Consider the following 15,777-nt stretch of genomic DNA (forward strand, 5'->3'; position numbering starts at 1 on the left):
GGTACCTGCCGATGCAGGGCCCGGGCTCCATGGTTAACCGATCTCGGTGAACGTCGCGGCGGGGGCGTTGAACTCGAACTCAACGACGCCGCATGACCCGTATCGGTTTTTAGTGACAGAGGCGATGACAGGCCGCTTTTCCTCCATCATATTCGCGTTGCGCTCATCTGGTTTATCACCTTTGATGGAAAGGGACATCACGAGATCCGCCGAGTACTCGAACATATTACAACCGCCAATCGCTTGAAGCCCGGTGGTCTGCTTGTCGTAGTTGACGCGGTTAATTGATGAGATAGCGAAGAGTGGACAATGGGTCTCATCCACAATCCTGCGGAGCTCGGAAGCGACGAGCTTAAGACCGATGCGCTCATCAGCGATGCGAAGGTCTTGGGGCAGCGAGACAATCTGGGCGTAGTCGACGATGACCAACGGCGGCTCGCCGAATTTGCCCGCGACTTCCTCGATCGTCCTTTTCATCTCGGCGTTCTTAATCTCCCCGGCAGCGATAAACATTCGCTCGGCGATGCTGCGGGCGTAGATATCGAGAACCTTCTTGAAGAGCCCGCGTTTGTCCTCAGACATGCCGTCGCCGCTCATGTCGTCGTGTGTGAGCTCGCCGCCCGAGATGCGGGTGAGGCTCTTCGCGAGCATGCTGTCTCGCCCGAGCTCGCCCTCAAAGATGACCACCGGATGGCCAGCAATGGCCCATCCGTCGGCGATTTGCTGCATAAAGGTAGTCTTGCCAGTGCCGGGGCCACCCGGCACGATGCACAGGTATTGGCGCACGCCGCCAAGAAGGGCGTCGAGCTTACGGTGCTCGATATGGCCGAGCGGCCTATTGCTCAGGATGTCAAGCGCGGTCTTATCCAGGCCTTCGCTCATCGGTTCTACCAACGACACGGACCGCTCACCTCCAACTCATGGAGGTATGCAAAGAAGCTCGATTCAAGGATGTAAATGCGGCGATGCAACGCAATCGCGCGCCCGCTCTCCTTCATGAGCTTCGATGCGGTGACCGGGCTGAGTCCGGTCATGTTGCTGACATCGGAAATGCCGAGAAGGCGTTCGTGTCCCAAGTCGGGGCCAGAGGAAACCGCAGGTAATGCCTGTACGGCAACGTACGGTTCGGGTTCTCCAATCATCATGGTAGAATCCTTTCATGCTGGCTCGCCCTTCCCTATCTAAGTTTGGCGACGAAGGGGGAGGGGCGGGCGGCTTTTAAATCAACGACCGAAGTTAAATAACTCCTTTCCGACAAGCTGGTCAGGCTTTTGCTTAACACCATTATAGCATTTCGTACAACGATTCGTCTTCTATATCTAATTGTCTTTCGAACCTTTTTTCGAACAATATAGATTTTTATGTCTAGCTGAATTACAATCATATACAGAGATTGGAGTTGCCATGGGCCGTTTACCATTATCCGGAAGCAAGATGAAAAAGATTAAGTACGGAACTACTGTTCTGGAAACCACACCCAGGAAAATCGAAGAGCTGCGCCGTAAGAACCCTGAATCGATCAGGAGCACCGGCGAGGCGATCGACTACCTTTGCAATTTGCTTACAGGGCTTACGCCCCGATTTGCAAAAGTCCTGGAGGACGCTTGTGCCAAGGAGATCCGACTCATCACTAACGAGATGAGGGCCCTTCCCATCGACGGGACGGAAGAGCTGACGTTTAGCACTAAAGAGCTGGAACGTGAACAGTTCCAGCGCCTCTACGACCATCTATCCCTCTACTATAAAGAGGCAGAGGAGCCCCAGGGCATGAGGCGCATCAACCTTTCGGGCGGCGACTACGCGGTCTTTCCCTCGTCATGGACGCTTCTGGAGCCGGAAGATTGCGCAGAATCGTGCAGCCAGGTCGGAATAATCGAAATTCGCGGCGGAGCAAAGTACGACGCGCCCCATTTTGTTTTCTTCCACAATGGTGACTATAGCCAAAAAGACAAACTGCAGCGCGCAACCAAGCTCTGGCCCCGCATGGCCGATGTGATCCGCGACGAGGTCAAGCTGGTCACAGACGACGAGGGGCATTACCTAAATATGGACGAGCACCTAACCGCCCCCATCATCTGCTATTTCAACGTTCTGGATGCCAGCTACTACCAGTCAATGGAGCTGGAGCCGCCATACGGCGCGATGATCTACCGAAACAATGTCGCTTAGAAAAGAGGCCCGATAGGGCCTCTTTTCTAGCCTTTCAGCAGATTGTCCAACGCAGACGCGGCCTTCTGGTCATTTGCCTCAATAAAGTGGCTATAGATAGACAGCGTCGTAGATGGGCTGGCATGGCCCAAACGCGCTTGGATCGTTTTGATATCGGCATTGGCTCCGACGAGCAAAGTCGCCTGCGTATGCCTCAGCTCATGAGGCTTCAGTCCGTTGTAGCCCGTATAGCGGGTACGCTTGACGCCGTCACTCCCGACGACTTCCCTACTCTCCTCAAAAGCACCGAAGCCGTTTTTCGCCGCAAAGAGCCTAAACGCCCTCGAATAGTTATGTCCATCCATCCGGGTCACTAGAGCCCGTTTGCCGCCGGCGGCATCGACGACACCAATGGAATGGACAATGGGTGTTTCTCCAGTCTGGCCCACCGCAAAGGAGTTGAACTCGCTCCGCTGGATGACTTTCCACCTGTCCAAATAATCGGCAAGTTCATTCCCTATCGAAATCTTGCGCCTACTCATCTTCGATTTGGGCGGCCTCAACGTCCTGTCGTTCGTATATTGCTTTACTATCCTCAGAGTCTTGGCCTCGGGGTCATAATCCTCCCATGAGAGACCAAGGGCCTCCCCCTTCCTCAAACCACAGAGAAGCAGAAGCATCGTGCACGTGATAAAGGAAGACGGCTTCTCCTCCAAAAGGACCGTGAGCAGCCTTGCCGCCTCTTCGGCGCTCAGCGCCTTACGAGCCTCGACATTCTGTTTAGGCAGCTTCACTCCCCTGCAAGGATTCTTGCCCACAAGGTCGTTATCAACGGCATCTTCCATTATCTGTTTGAGCTTGATGTGGATGCGGCGAATTTCACTCTCGCTGAATCGGCGTTCTTTTCTGGCCTTGGCATACGCAGCGCGAATGTCATCCGATCTAAGCCGATCGAGATCAGGATTGCCAAACAGCTCGCGTATGTGACGGATATCCAAACCTTCGCGCTCATAAGCAAGTGGTGACCCCATGGTCGACTCTCTATTTGCATGAAACCTGTCTGCGTAATCCGATAAACCAAGGGGGCCATTATCCCGGCTGGAAGCACCCTCGAGCTCAGCTCTATAGGCTTCTAGCGCCTTGGCAACTTCGCTCGGCCAGTTTTTCGGGTTCTTGCTTCTGCAATGAACCCTACGCGATGGACTACGACGGTACCGTCCCGTCTCCGGATCCTTTCCTAGAGAAAAGTAAATCCGATAGACCCCCTTGGTCTTATCGATGCATTCCGATGTCCCTCGAGCGGTCTTTTTTATCGTGCCCTGCAATCGTATCCCTCGCTGATTTTCAGTTAGGCTGTCGGTCGAAGCTTTAAAGGCTTCGCCCGACAGCCTAACTGAAATTTTTCACTCTTTCAAGTCCAACCAGAGGTGAAAAGAGTGGGAAATATGATTCTAATAGCTAGCTCGATAATTGCTAATTACCTATTTTTACCTGCGCTTCTTTTAAATTCAGTGAAATTGGCTTCATCTCGTCAAATGCCGAATTCACGTACTCGTAAAGCGGGGGTCACCGGTTCGAGCCCGGTCGCTGGCTCCATTGCACAAGATAGCCGCCTTCTGGCGGCTTTTTTGTTGCCGATTTCGGGCGCGCATCCGCCAATCCAAGCACAACGCCGCCGGAAACTCCCCTACTCAACAAAAGCCCCGCCAACCGCAATCCCCAAAGGAACCGCGATCAGCGGGGCCCAAGCGAGCTCCCCCAAGGGATAACGCTCGCAACACGAACAGCTCAGCCGAGCAGCGCGCTACTCCTCCCAGTAAGCATCTGCAAGCAGCTTAAAGCAAATCTTCTTGACCGGCTGCGCGCCATCGCCCGGGAACTCGAGCGTGGGCATGTGAGGCTCGCCGGCAACAAACAGCGCAAACTTGTCGTCAGCAAGATCGCCGGCGATCGAGGCGTCGGAATCGACCAGATCGTAGTCGTCCTTCTCGTCGAACTCCTGGACCAGCGTCAGGCTGCCCGTGGCAACCTTAAAGGCCTCGCGACCCTCGACGTCGATCTGCAGGTCGTGATAGCGCTGATGCGTCTCATAGTGAGCCTCGGCCTCCGGACGCGTCGTGGGAGCCATGACGTTCGCAAAGACCTTGTCGCCCAGAATCGGATGGCTGCCGACCTCGAGCTTCGCCGGATCGTTCTCCTCGAGCCAGTCGATCAGCACGTCGAGGCCCTTGAGCATTCCGCGGTACTCCTCGATATCGCCCAATGCACCGTAAATCATCTAAATCCCCTCTCGGATCGCTTCTTTGGCGGCTACTCGGCAAACGCATTACCGACGCTGTTGCCACCCACATACGTCTCGACCAGGGTAAGGTCGGGATTGAACACGACAACGTCGGCGTCGCGCCCCGACATAATGCTATCGCACTTGTCGTCGACATGAGCTAGCAATCGATGCCGGGGCCGACGCCCAAGCCCTTACAGCTCGGTCACGACAACGCCGTTGTAGACCTCGTCCCAACGATCCATAACCAAGTGGCCAGTCATGGGATCCATGGCGTTGAGCTTGCCGCAGGTGTTGGCGGTACGCAGCACCGTCTCGTCGTCTGCGCCAGCAGCGATGGCATGTGCGAAGCCTGCGATAGTGGAGTCACCAGAGCCCGTGGCGTTAACGGCAGGGATATCGGGCGTCTTTGCGCGGAACGCACGGCCATTGTGGAAGCCAACGGAGCCGGCAGCGCCCATGGACACGACGACCCAGGGGATATCGGAGAAGCGGGCATCAGAGGCAAGCGCGGCGCGGAGCTCGTCCACATCGTCGGTGGTAAAGCTCGTGCCCAGAAGGCCGTTGATCTCGGTCAAGTTAGGCTTGACCAGCTCGGGCTTAATTTCGGACTTAAGGGCGGCCTCGAGCGAAGCACCCGAGGTATCGAGCAGCACCTTGGCGCCGGCGTTCTCGGCAATGCCCGTGATCTTGGCATAGTAGTCTGCCTCGACACCGCGGGGCAGCGACCCCGAAATAGTGACGACGTCGGCCTTGCCCGCAAGCTCGGTAAACTTGGCGGTAAAGGCATCGAGCTCCTCGGGGGCAATTGTCGGGCCGCTCTCGAGCAGCTCGGTCTGGTTGCCGGCGTGGAGGATGTTGAGGCAAATACGGGTCTCGCCCTTGATGGGCACAAAGTCGTTGTTAATACCGTTGGCGTCCATGAGCTCGGCCATGTAGGCGCCCATGTGGCCGCCGAGCAGACCGGTTGCCACAACGTCGTCGCCCAGCTGACCCAGTACACGGGCCACGTTGAGGCCCTTGCCGCCGGCGGTCTTTTCGGGCGTCACACGGTTGACGTCGTCGATAATGAGCTCATCGAGCTGATAGCGCGTATCGACAGACGGGTTCATCGTAACGGTGAGGATCATTTTTAGCTCCTTATCTCGCAGGCTCCTTATGCCTCGCGATACGAGTCGACAAAACGGAATTACAGAATCTCAATCGTGAACGAGCGAACGACGGTCTCCTTGGGCTTGGCGACAAGGCAGCCGCGCTTATGCTCAAGCACGTCGTCCTCATCGGAGCAGGTCGAAAGGCCGCCCCAGGGCTCAACCGCCACAAAATCGCCCTCGGGCTTGCTCCACACAATGAGATATGGGAAGTCCTCAAAGCTCAGGCGGACGCCCTTGTCCTCGCCCTTTTTGGAAAGCGTGACCTGACGGCTCTCGAGCACGTCAAAGATGGTCTCCGCAAAATCGAAGAGCTCATGTGACAGAGGCAGCGTCTTTCCCACCATGGGGTTCTTGGAGCGATTGGTCACGTCAATCAAGCCAGTCGAGGGGACGGCGGTGCAGAGCTCCGCAGCCTCGTCCTTCTCAAAGCGCAACTCGTAGTCCGTATAGGCCTCGCCCTCATCGAGCGGACACCTAAAGCCGGGATGACCGCCAATAAAGAACGGCATGTCCTCGGTGCCCTCGTTGGTGACCTCATAGGAAACGCGCACGGCAGCGTCCTCGAGCGTATAGCGGGCGACAAGCTTAAACGGATACGGATAATCGCTCAGCAGCGCGGCGTTATCCTCCGAAGCCAGGCACATCGCCAGCTCGTTCTCGCTCTGGCTCAGCAGCTTCCACTCCTGTTTGCGCGCAAACCCATGGCGAGCGAGCTTTACATGATGCCCGGCAAACGTCATGGCGTTGTTATCGCGCAAGCCTCCGCAAATCGGGAAGCAAATCGGTGCCTGGCCGGACCACACGGCGGGATCGCCCTGCCACAGATACTCGCGACCTCCGGCCTCGATCGAGGTAAACGAACCACCAGCCGTGGACACCTTAATAGAAATCGAATCGTTGGAGAGAGCGTATTCCATTGCCCATCCTTTCGAACAACTGCTTTTTGCTCGCAAGTACCCGTCTCGGCCCTGACCAAAGGACAAACCCGCACGTTCATCGATGCGTCCGGTATCCCAGCCATGTAACGGGGTACCATACAGACATTGATGCAATTACAGCTGAAAGGCCTTCTTATGCGAACCATCATCCTCTACGCCTCGCGCCATCACGGCAATACGAAAAAGCTCGTGGACGCCATCGTCGAGGCGCACCCCGAGATCGATACCCTCGACGTGAAGTCACTCGGCAAAAACGAGTACCCCAACCTGCACGAATATCATCTAATCGGCGTCGCCACGGGCATCTATTACTCCGAGATCGACAAGGATATGGCACGTGTACTGACCAACGTGCTGCAGCCGCAGGACAAGGTGTTTGGCCTTATGACCTACGGTGGCAAAAACAAGTGGTACGGCAAGGATATCGATGGCATCTGCCGCATGAGGCAGGCCATCTTTATGGGTGTCTACGGCTGCCCCGGCTTTGATACGTGGGGGCCGTTCAAACTCGCCGGCGGTGTCCAAAAGGGACACCCGACCGCTGAGGAAATTAAGGGCGCCGTCGACTTCTTCGACAAGATCGAAGATGAGTACGGCGATATCATCGTCGAAGAGTACGCCAAACGTGAGAAGCGTCTAGCATACGAGAAGGAGCATCCTGCAGGAGGCCTGGTGGCCGGCGTTAAGCGCACGGCAAAGAAGATCGCTAACAAGCTGTAACTGTGAAGGTGCTTTTGAGCGTTTAACCCATACGGCGGGTCCGAGCAGATTCGGGCCCGCCGTCTTTTTCTATCGTTACTCGGTAAAGGCGTTGCCGACGCTCTGGCCGCCAACATACGTCTCGACGAGGGTAAGCTCATGGTCGAACACGACAAAGTCGGCGTCGCGACCCGGCATGATGCTGCCGCACTTATCCTCGATGTGCGCGGAGCGTGCCGGCACCTCGGTTGCCATGCGAATGGCGATATCGGCGCTGGCGATGCCCCAGTCAACGATGTTCTTGACGCCCTGGGCAAGCGTGAGCACCGAGCCGGCAATGCTCTTGCCGTCGGCGAGCCAGCACAGGTTGTCCTTCATGATGACGTCCATGCCACCACTGGTGTAGCTGCCCTCGGGCATGCCGCCGCAGCCCAGGCAGTCAGTGATGAGCACCGTGTGTTGCCAGCCCTTTGCCTGCAGCAGCGCCTTGATGGCGGCAGGGTTAACGTGCTTGCCGTCACAGATGATCTCGGCGTAGGTCTCGGGCGTGGACATGGCAGCGCCCACGACACCGGGCTCACGGTGATGCAGCCCGCGCTGACCGTTATAGGTATGCGTAAAGCAGCTGGCACCGGCGTTGATGGCGGCGATGCACTCATCGTAGGTGGCGTCGGAGTGACCGATGCTGGTCACCACACCCTTGGCATTCAGAGCAGCCGCATAAGCAGCGGCACCGTCGCGCTCGGCCGCCATGGCGCTCTTGACGATGCGACCGCCCGCAGCCTCCTGCCACTGATCGAAGACCTCCTCGGAGGGATCGATAAGATAAGCGGGGTTCTGCGCGCCCACGTGCTTCATGGTAAAGAAGGGGCCCTCCAGATAGATGCCCTGAATGCGAGCACCGCAGAAGTCAGGGCCGCGACCCTCGTCCGCCTGGGCGATGGCGGCGCAGGCATCCTTGATCTGCTCGACGCCATCGGTGAACGTCGTGGGCAGCCAGCTGGTGGTACCGCGACGGGCGAGCTCGGTCGAGCTGATATCAATGCCCTCGGGATCGTTATCGGTAGTCGAGTGGTTATAGAAGCCATGGATGTGAGTATCGACCATACCCGGTGCGATCCACGATCCCGTGTAGTCCTTGATCTCGCAAGAGGGCTCGTCGGCCTGCCAGGCGCCAAAAACCCCATCCTCGACCATAAGATAGCCGCCCAGTTGCGGGCCTGCCGGCAAGAAGAACTTGTCAGCCTTAATTGCGTACGTGCTCATATGCACTCCTTGCTTCTAAAGCAGTTGACTGTGGTAATGCTTATACCCGGTCCATGTAAAAACAAAAAGCGCCCGCCCGCCGTTATGAGCGGACGGGCGCCCTTACAGGGGGACGCGATTAAGCGGTGAAGGGGTGAATCGTCACACCCTTGACCACGCGGTTGACCGTGCCGGTGGGGCTCGGCGTATCGGGCGTGTTGCCCACGCGCACGGAGTTGAGCAGGCTGATAGCCTGGGCAAACATCACGAACGGCAGGGCAAGGTAGCCCTCGGGAAGTGCCTCGTAGCCCTTAAAGGTGAAGGACTCACCCTCATAGACGGTGGCACCTTCCTGCTGAACGGCGATGGTGTGCTGAGCGATCTCGTCGCCACCGATCTCGTTGAGGATGTCGATGTCGTACTGACGGGTGTAGGCGTCGTTGTTGACGAACACGAAGACGAGCGTCTTATCGTCGACGAAGGACTTAGGTCCGTGACGATAGCCCATGGAGGTGTCGTAGGAAGTAGCGACCAGACCGTGAGCGAGCTCGAGGATCTTGAGCTGGCTCTCCTGGGCAAGGCCACCGAAGGAGCCAGAACCCAAGTAGGTCACACGGTTGAAGTCGCCAGCCAGGTAATCGGCGATCTCGGGCTCACGGGAGATGACCTCCTCGCCCATCTTGGCGATGGTCTCGACCCACTCGGCCTTCTGCTCGTCAGAGGCAGTGTCGAAAATAAGGGTGGAGAGCAGGGTCATGCAGGAATAAGAACCGGTCATGGCGAAGCCCTTGTCGTTGGCGCGCGGAATGAGCAGCGTCAGCGCGTTGGGATCATCGGCAGACTCGACGGCGAGCTTGCCCTCGGGAGCGCAGGTGATGTTGAGGAACTTGACGTTGTGGACGAGCTCCTTGGCAACGGCAACGGCAGCAAGGCTCTCGGGGCTGTTGCCAGAGCGGGCAAAGGAAACCACGAGCGTGGGATCCTCGGCGCGCAGGAAGTCGCGCGGGGCGCTCACGATGTCGGTCGTGGCGATGGGCTTAAAGTCGTAGAGATCAGTGTTGCCAGCGTGACGCAGGTACGGGGCGCAGGTATCGCCAACGTAGTCGGACGTACCGGCACCGGTGAAGACAACGGACAGACGGCCCTCGCCCATAGCGCGAGCCTCGGCCAGGAAGGCCTCGATGGCCTCCTTGTTCTCGCGATAGATGTTGAGCGTATCACGCCAAAGCTCGGGCTGCTGAGCAATCTCGGCAGTGGTGATCTGGGCGCCGAGCTCGGTGAGCTCCTCGACACTCTTCTCGAACATTTCTAATACCTCTCTCTAGAAGTAATCCTCTGACGTGCAATTATACACTTCGGTTGGTTATCTGGTAGTAACCAGTTAAATGCAAAGAATCACCATATGGAAACGATGCGGACACTAGTTGCTACGCTGGTGGTAAACCTTGTATTTAAACTGATCGGCACGAGCAACCGAGAGTGTATACTCCACAACCTCGTTTGACTCGTTATACGTAGTCCTGACCAAATCGAGCACAGGCGAGCCCTCGACAATTCCCAAAAGGTGGGCATCGGTGGGACGGGCTATGCTCGCATAGAACTCCTCTTCGGCCACGCGTATCTTTTGCTGAAAGTCCTGCTCAATCACATCGTAAAGCGGCTTACGCTCCAGCAGCGGTCGCTTTAGGGACAGAAATTGACGAACCGGTAGATAGCTGCGTTCGACCATCATGGGCATGTTATCGGCAGAGCGAAGGCGCTTGAGCTTAAAAATGCGATCACCGATGCGCAATCCCATATGCTCGGCCAGATTCTTATCGGCCTCCATCTCGCAAAACTCGAGAATCGTGGTCTCGGGTTCTCGACCCATCGCGCGCATCTGCTCGGTAAAGCTGTAGGACTGCATAAGATTGGTTGCCTTTGCCGAACGGTCGGTCACAAAGGTACCGCGACCGTGCTGCCGAACCACCAGTCCTAAACGCTCCAGTTCCTGCAGAGCCAGGCGTACCGTAGTGCGCGAGAGACCATAGCGCTCCGAAAGTTCGCGCTCGGAAGGAATCATGTCACCGGCGCGATATTCATGGTCAATCTTTTCGGTCAGAATATCGACCAGCTGATCGTACAGCGGTTGCTTACGCGCTCCGATCGCCATCCTATCCTCCCTTTTGCTCGAATTCGGCTAACTACCTAGGGTGTTATGCATTATCTGTCTGCCACACCCGAATCATTAAGAAAACAAAAGCCGCGCGCTCTTTCGAGCACGCGGCTTTTAACATACACATGGCTTAAGGGGTCGGGGTGTGAGCCGCGTAGGGACACACCCCTCAAGCTAGAGCCTTACCAGATGCTCGGCCAGAGACCAAGCGGGCCAGCGCCCAGGATGCCAAGGACGAAGAGCAGGAGAATGCCCTTGGTCGGGGTCCAGCTGTGCTTAGCGAACATGTAGTAAAGCAGCAGCGTAAGCATAAGCGGGACGAGCTTCGGGACGATGGTGTTGAGGGTGTCGGCAACAGAGAAGTTGACCGGATCCTCGGTGACGGTGCCGTAGGTAACGGACTCCATGCCGTTGCCCAGATCGGTGACGCCGCACTCGACAGCGTTGCCGTCGGCATCGGAAGCGGTAAGGGCGTTGCCGTCCTTATCGGTCATGGCGATGGTACCGGCCTCAGCGGTCTCGGTATCGATGCCCTCCATACCGGTGAAGTTCTCGGCCTCCTTCTCGGAGACGATCACGGTAGTAGCGGAGAGGCCACGGGTGGTGCCGTTGGGGATCTGGAGGTTGATCTGGGTGCCACCCATGGTGACGACCAGGCAACCGACGACGAAGACGCCCATGATGGAAGCGGCACGCGTGAAGGCCTGCATGTTGGCGGTCAGAGCGTCAATAGCGCTGGTGCCAAGCTTGTAGGACCAGTTCATGAGCCAGAAGCGCAGAGCGAACTGGACGACGTTGAAGATCACCAGGAAGATGATCGGTGCAGCGGCGTTGCCGTTGATGGCCATGTTGGAGGTGATGCCGGCCGTGATAGGCACGAGCGTCAGCCAGAACAGGGCGTCACCGATACCACCGAGCGGGCCCATTGCGGCGACGCGGACGGCGCGGATCGTGGGGATGTCAACCTTGTTCTGCTCGAGCGAAAGCACGATGCCCATAACAAAGGTGACAAGGAACGGGTGGGTGTTGAAGAACTCCAGGTTGTGGCTCATGGAAGCCGCGAGGTCGTTCTTGTTGGTGTGGATCTTCTCCAGACCGGGGATGATGGAGTAGAGCCAGCCAGCGGCCTGCATGCGCTCGTAGTTGAACGATGCCTGCAGGAAGCAGGAGCGCCAAGCCATCTTGTTGAGGGTCTTCTGGTCGAGCTGCGGAGCAGGAGTGAGATCCTCGTAGTGCTCCGGGATAACATACTCATTAGATGCCATCTTCGAAGTCACCTCCGTCAGAAACAGCTGCACCCTTCAGCTCGGTCTGCTGCTGGAAGTCCCAGAAAGCGATGCCGAAGCCGATGAGAGCGAGGATGAGCAGAGCAGGGGTTGCCAGCGAATCGTTGGCAACGGTGATGAGCGCGAGGCCAAAGCCCATGAGGAAGAAGCCCCACATATCGCGGTTCATCATAACCTTGAGCAGGACGGCGAAGCCGACGAAGCGCATCATGCCGCCTGCAGCGGACAGACCGGTCTGCAGCCAAGTCGGGATGGCAGAAGCGATGGTCTGACCGATGGTAGCGCCAGCGATGAAGAACAGGGTGACGACGACAGCGAAGATCAGGCCGAGCAGAGCCATGGCGAAGTAGTTCAGGCGCTCGATGCCCTTGGTGTCCGCGTTGTGAGCCATGTTATCGGCCGTGGACATAAGCGGGGACATAAGCGTGAAGACCAGGGTAACGCCAAGCTGGCCAAGCAGAGCGAACGGAATGGCGAGGCCGACTGCCGCGTTGGGCTCGAGGCCCGTGGCGATAGCGAGAATGGCTGCCATGATGCCGCCGATGACGGCGTTAGGCGGCTGAGCGCCTCCGATCGGCATGTTGCCGATCGTCATGAGCTGATAGGTACCACCCACGAGAAGACCGGTGTTGAGGTCGCCAAGGATAAGACCGATGACGGCGCCGGTGACGATGGGCTGATAGAGAGACTCGAGGAAGTCAAACTGGTCGATTGCCGCGATGAACGTGACGACGAAGACCAGAGCGATCTGGATGATCGAGTATTCCATCTTGCTCCTCCTTTCAAAATGTATGTACGCACTTTGGATTTCACGTACAGAACGTCAGGGTTTCACTCCTGACAACGTGGATCACGAGGATTACGAGAAGAGCTTGCTCGTGTCCTCAACAGGCGTGCTCGGAACGCGCCTGATCTCCAACTCCACCCCCAATTCCTGCAGCTCTTTAAACGCAGCGACATCCTCGTCGTTAACTGCGACGGAGGTGGCGACTTGGCGCTTTCCTTCCGACATGTGCATGTTGCCGATGTTTACCTTCTTTATAGGCACACCGCCCTTGACGAGCGTAAGCACGTCTTCCGGTGTTTCGGCCACGATGAAGATCTTCTGGCGCGGGCTCGCCTTGCCAATGACGTCGATGGTCTTCTGCAGAGAGAAGAAACGCGTAGCGACGCCGGCGGGAGCGGCCATCTTCATGAGGTTCTGGCGCATGGTGTTGGACGCCACGTCGTCGTTGGCGACGAGGATGAGGTTGGAGCCCAGGGTGGAGTTCCACTGGGTGGCAACCTGACCATGAACCAGTCGGTTATCGATGCGGGTAAGAAGAATGTTGGGTTCTGCCATGTTGATCAGCTTCCTTTCGTTATTTGCTGACGACAGTTACTTGATCTCCTGAATCGCGTAACGCGAAACATCTACGACGGCTCCGGATCGGACTTTGATCTGGACCTTCTCGCCTTCGATGCCTTTGACGGTTCCGTAGATACCGCCGGCGAAAAGAACCTCTTGACCCGGCTTGAGCTCGGTGTGCAGCTCCTTGAAGTACTTCTGCTTCTTCTTCATGTTGATTTGCGACCAGATGGTGTAAATCAAGCCCATGATGACAAGCAGGCCTAAAAGGGCGACCGAGGAGCTCAGGACGTTGGCTCCGAAATCGGCCATTAGATGCCGTCCTCGTCGCCGAAGATATCCTCTTCCTCGGAGCCGGCAACGGATGCGACCGTCTGGGCGGTGACGCCCGTCTGGCCAACGGTCACGGCCTGCTCGCCAAGCTCGGCGAGCGTGGCATTGCCGCGGAGGAACAGAAGCTCAATAACCATGGGAAGGTTGGTGCCAGTCAGAACCTCGACGTTGTCGACATCCTGGGCAATCATCATCGACTGGTTGAACGGGGTGCCGCCAAGCAGGTCGGTAAAGACGAGCACGCCATCGCACTCCTCGCGCATGGCGGTAATAGCGGCGCGGAGATCCTCACCGTAGAAAGCAGCCTGGTCGCCCTCAAAAGGAACGACGGTAAAAGCGGGCTGGTCGCCGGCAACCATAGCGATAGCGCTAGCTAGGCCGGGTGCGAACTGTCCATGACCGGTAAGAATAAAGCCAACCATTCAAATTTCCCTTCCGAAGGTGTGTACAATCTGAGTCCGATGATTTTCGGAAGCCAGCGGGCGCTCGCCCTTAAAGCTTCTTAGAAAGCGTTCTTTGAAGACCAGTGGTTTCTAAACTGGTAGTAACCACGTGACGTGTTGTTGTCACTATATCACCCCAGAAGAGATCGCTTTCGTTGATTCATACGGTAAAACGTTTTTGCACCGCTCACGGTGATAAATCGACCGTTTACCGGTCATTAACACTTCTACCTGCGGTTTTGAAACCGTTTCGAAATGCTTTGGCAAAAAATCGGATCTTTTCCTGTGTCTAAACAACGCAGGGCGGCTAAAAATAGCGTGTAGAAAAATTGCAGGTCATTGTGAAGATATGTGAATTGGTCTTTTTGACTTAATACCAGTTAGAACCAGTTTTGAGATTATCGGTGAACGGTAGTTTTCGACCGTTCACCGGTTACTTGTAATCGTTTGCAGTTGTTTTCCCATATGAATCGGGGAAACGCGATGGAGCGCTTGCGCGATCACACAATCTACCTTTCCAATCTCAACAGATGGCTCTACAACGCAAAACCCCCTAGAACGATGTCCGTTCTAGGGGGTTTCATCAGATATTTCAGCTTCGCACTCGAAAGGTCGGACAAACCTTACGCAAACAGGCCGTAGATGCTGATGTTGGCCTTGGCGTAGAGGCCGTTGGCGTACTCGGTCCACTTGGAGCTGGCGCTCGAAGCCTGCGAGGAATACTGCTGATAAGCAGTATAGTAGGCGGTCATGGCCTGCTTATAGGTAGCGCTATCGGCCGTAAAGGCATCATCGGCAAAGGCCTTGGCATAGGTGCTGTCGGCATCCTTCCAAGTGCCCTTTGAGCTATCCCACTCATCGCCGGCAAGGTTGATGATGTAGTCGGCGTAGTCCTTGCTCGCGGTCTCCTCGTTGCCGTCAGCAGGCTCGGTCGGGGCGGTCGGCATGCTTGCGGAGCTATCGCCCACCTTCTTCTTGTAGAGCTTCTGCAGCGTCGCGGACTGGCGGACGATCTGCTTGGCCTGGTCCTTGGACACGCCGTACTGCGTGGCCATGGTCTTGTAGTCGGAGGTGCCGATGGAATCCTCGGCGTACTGCTTCATTTCCTTGGAAGAGACGGTAATGCCCTCGTCCTCGGCAGCGTCCAGCAGAATCTGGTTGCGCACGTAGGACAGGATAACGTCGGCAGACGGAGCGGTGTAGTTGCCGTCGTCGTCCTTGACGGTGTCGAGGCTGTACTGGCTCTCGATGGCCTCACGCGCGGTGATGTCGCTCTTCTTGCCGTTGTAGCTATAGCTTGCCACGGTCGAATCGAGCTGGTCCTCGGTCAGGGTCGACGAGCCGACACCCTTGCCGCCAAAACCACCGTTGCCAATAAAGAAGCCGACCACGGCAGCGATCACGATGGCGACCACAAAGGCGACAATCATCGTCTTCTTGTGCTTACAAGCGTGGTCGTCCACGTCGGAGTCGTCATCCTCGTCCTGCTCCTCGGGCATGAGGTTCTCGTCGGCGGCGTCCGCGGCGAACTTTGCCTCCAGGCGAGCGTCCTCCTCCTCGGCGGTCGTGCCGGCGGCAATATGCTCGGCAGACGTGCCGGCGACCAGGTCGATCTTCTCGTCCTCATCACCGTCGGGGCCTTCGCCGCGCTCGATGATCTGGATGCCGTCGATCTCGTCCTTCTCGTCCTTCTTTTGAATCAGACCCATATCAGTTACTCCTTGTTAGGAAACATAGTCCTCAATAG

The 15,777-nt window shown here is 56.9% G+C and carries 17 protein-coding genes; 2 read left to right on the forward strand and 15 right to left on the reverse strand.

What is annotated here, in order from left to right:
• Positions 1-33: 33 nt before the first annotated feature.
• Both AB5750_RS03455 and AB5750_RS03460 read right to left on the reverse strand, forming a co-directional pair.
• Positions 34-900: a DnaB-like helicase C-terminal domain-containing protein gene (locus tag AB5750_RS03455; protein ID WP_368145702.1), complete on the reverse strand. Its 867-nt coding sequence runs from the start codon at positions 898-900 to the stop codon at positions 34-36.
• The gene (locus tag AB5750_RS03460; protein WP_368145701.1) at positions 888-1,145 is read right to left on the reverse strand and encodes a hypothetical protein; all 258 of its coding nucleotides are present in this window, start codon (positions 1,143-1,145) and stop codon (positions 888-890) included. The genes AB5750_RS03455 and AB5750_RS03460 overlap by 13 nt, the downstream gene beginning before the upstream one ends.
• Positions 1,146-1,434: 289 nt before the next feature.
• Between AB5750_RS03460 and AB5750_RS03465 the strand changes: the two genes are divergently transcribed.
• Positions 1,435-2,169 (forward strand): hypothetical protein, encoded by a 735-nt coding sequence (locus AB5750_RS03465; RefSeq protein ID WP_368145700.1) that lies wholly within the window; start codon positions 1,435-1,437, stop codon positions 2,167-2,169.
• A 26-nt stretch (positions 2,170-2,195) separates the two neighbouring features.
• On the opposite strand, the gene AB5750_RS03470 is transcribed toward AB5750_RS03465, so the two are convergent.
• The 4 genes from AB5750_RS03470 to AB5750_RS03485 form a co-directional block, all read right to left on the reverse strand.
• Positions 2,196-3,146, reverse strand: a complete 951-nt coding sequence (locus tag AB5750_RS03470) for a tyrosine-type recombinase/integrase (protein WP_368145699.1) — start codon at positions 3,144-3,146, stop codon at positions 2,196-2,198.
• An 806-nt stretch (positions 3,147-3,952) separates the two neighbouring features.
• A complete protein-coding gene (locus AB5750_RS03475) occupies positions 3,953-4,426 on the reverse strand; it encodes a NanQ anomerase/TabA/YiaL family protein (RefSeq protein WP_117629886.1) in 474 nt (157 codons plus the stop codon).
• Positions 4,427-4,623: 197 nt separating this feature from the next.
• Complete coding sequence (locus AB5750_RS03480) at positions 4,624-5,559, reverse strand: hexose kinase (RefSeq protein WP_022093844.1); 936 nt, start codon at positions 5,557-5,559, stop codon at positions 4,624-4,626.
• 59 nt (positions 5,560-5,618) lie between these two features.
• Complete coding sequence (locus tag AB5750_RS03485; RefSeq protein WP_195361255.1) at positions 5,619-6,500, reverse strand: aldose 1-epimerase family protein; 882 nt, start codon at positions 6,498-6,500, stop codon at positions 5,619-5,621.
• 156 nt (positions 6,501-6,656) lie between these two features.
• Here AB5750_RS03485 and AB5750_RS03490 point away from each other — a divergent pair, with 156 nt between their 5' ends.
• Complete coding sequence (locus AB5750_RS03490; RefSeq protein WP_195246910.1) at positions 6,657-7,241, forward strand: flavodoxin domain-containing protein; 585 nt, start codon at positions 6,657-6,659, stop codon at positions 7,239-7,241.
• A gap of 75 nt (positions 7,242-7,316) precedes the next feature.
• On the opposite strand, the gene nagA is transcribed toward AB5750_RS03490, so the two are convergent.
• The 9 genes from nagA to AB5750_RS03535 form a co-directional block, all read right to left on the reverse strand.
• Positions 7,317-8,486, reverse strand: a complete 1,170-nt coding sequence (nagA, locus tag AB5750_RS03495; protein ID WP_022094606.1) for an N-acetylglucosamine-6-phosphate deacetylase — start codon at positions 8,484-8,486, stop codon at positions 7,317-7,319.
• Between the two features lie 118 nt (positions 8,487-8,604).
• Positions 8,605-9,771 (reverse strand): AgaS family sugar isomerase, encoded by a 1,167-nt coding sequence (locus AB5750_RS03500; RefSeq protein WP_035137674.1) that lies wholly within the window; start codon positions 9,769-9,771, stop codon positions 8,605-8,607.
• Between the two features lie 114 nt (positions 9,772-9,885).
• Positions 9,886-10,617, reverse strand: a complete 732-nt coding sequence (locus tag AB5750_RS03505; protein ID WP_022094608.1) for a GntR family transcriptional regulator — start codon at positions 10,615-10,617, stop codon at positions 9,886-9,888.
• 185 nt (positions 10,618-10,802) lie between these two features.
• Complete coding sequence (locus AB5750_RS03510) at positions 10,803-11,885, reverse strand: PTS system mannose/fructose/sorbose family transporter subunit IID (protein WP_055251210.1); 1,083 nt, start codon at positions 11,883-11,885, stop codon at positions 10,803-10,805.
• Positions 11,875-12,675, reverse strand: a complete 801-nt coding sequence (locus tag AB5750_RS03515) for a PTS mannose/fructose/sorbose/N-acetylgalactosamine transporter subunit IIC (RefSeq protein ID WP_022094610.1) — start codon at positions 12,673-12,675, stop codon at positions 11,875-11,877. The genes AB5750_RS03510 and AB5750_RS03515 overlap by 11 nt, the downstream gene beginning before the upstream one ends.
• Before the next feature lie 90 nt (positions 12,676-12,765).
• Positions 12,766-13,248 (reverse strand): PTS N-acetylgalactosamine transporter subunit IIB, encoded by a 483-nt coding sequence (gene agaV, locus AB5750_RS03520; RefSeq protein WP_022094611.1) that lies wholly within the window; start codon positions 13,246-13,248, stop codon positions 12,766-12,768.
• A 36-nt stretch (positions 13,249-13,284) separates the two neighbouring features.
• Positions 13,285-13,566 (reverse strand): preprotein translocase subunit YajC, encoded by a 282-nt coding sequence (gene yajC, locus AB5750_RS03525; RefSeq protein WP_022094612.1) that lies wholly within the window; start codon positions 13,564-13,566, stop codon positions 13,285-13,287.
• Positions 13,566-14,009, reverse strand: a complete 444-nt coding sequence (locus AB5750_RS03530) for a PTS sugar transporter subunit IIA domain-containing protein (RefSeq protein WP_368145698.1) — start codon at positions 14,007-14,009, stop codon at positions 13,566-13,568. The genes yajC and AB5750_RS03530 overlap by 1 nt, the downstream gene beginning before the upstream one ends.
• Before the next feature lie 644 nt (positions 14,010-14,653).
• On the reverse strand, positions 14,654-15,739 hold the full coding sequence (locus AB5750_RS03535) for a hypothetical protein (protein WP_368145697.1): 1,086 nt from the start codon (positions 15,737-15,739) through the stop codon (positions 14,654-14,656).
• Between the last annotated feature and the right edge of the window lie 38 nt (positions 15,740-15,777).

Source organism: Collinsella aerofaciens (assembly GCF_040926185.1).
In the GTDB taxonomy this organism is placed as follows: Bacteria; Actinomycetota; Coriobacteriia; order Coriobacteriales; family Coriobacteriaceae; genus Collinsella; species Collinsella aerofaciens_BC.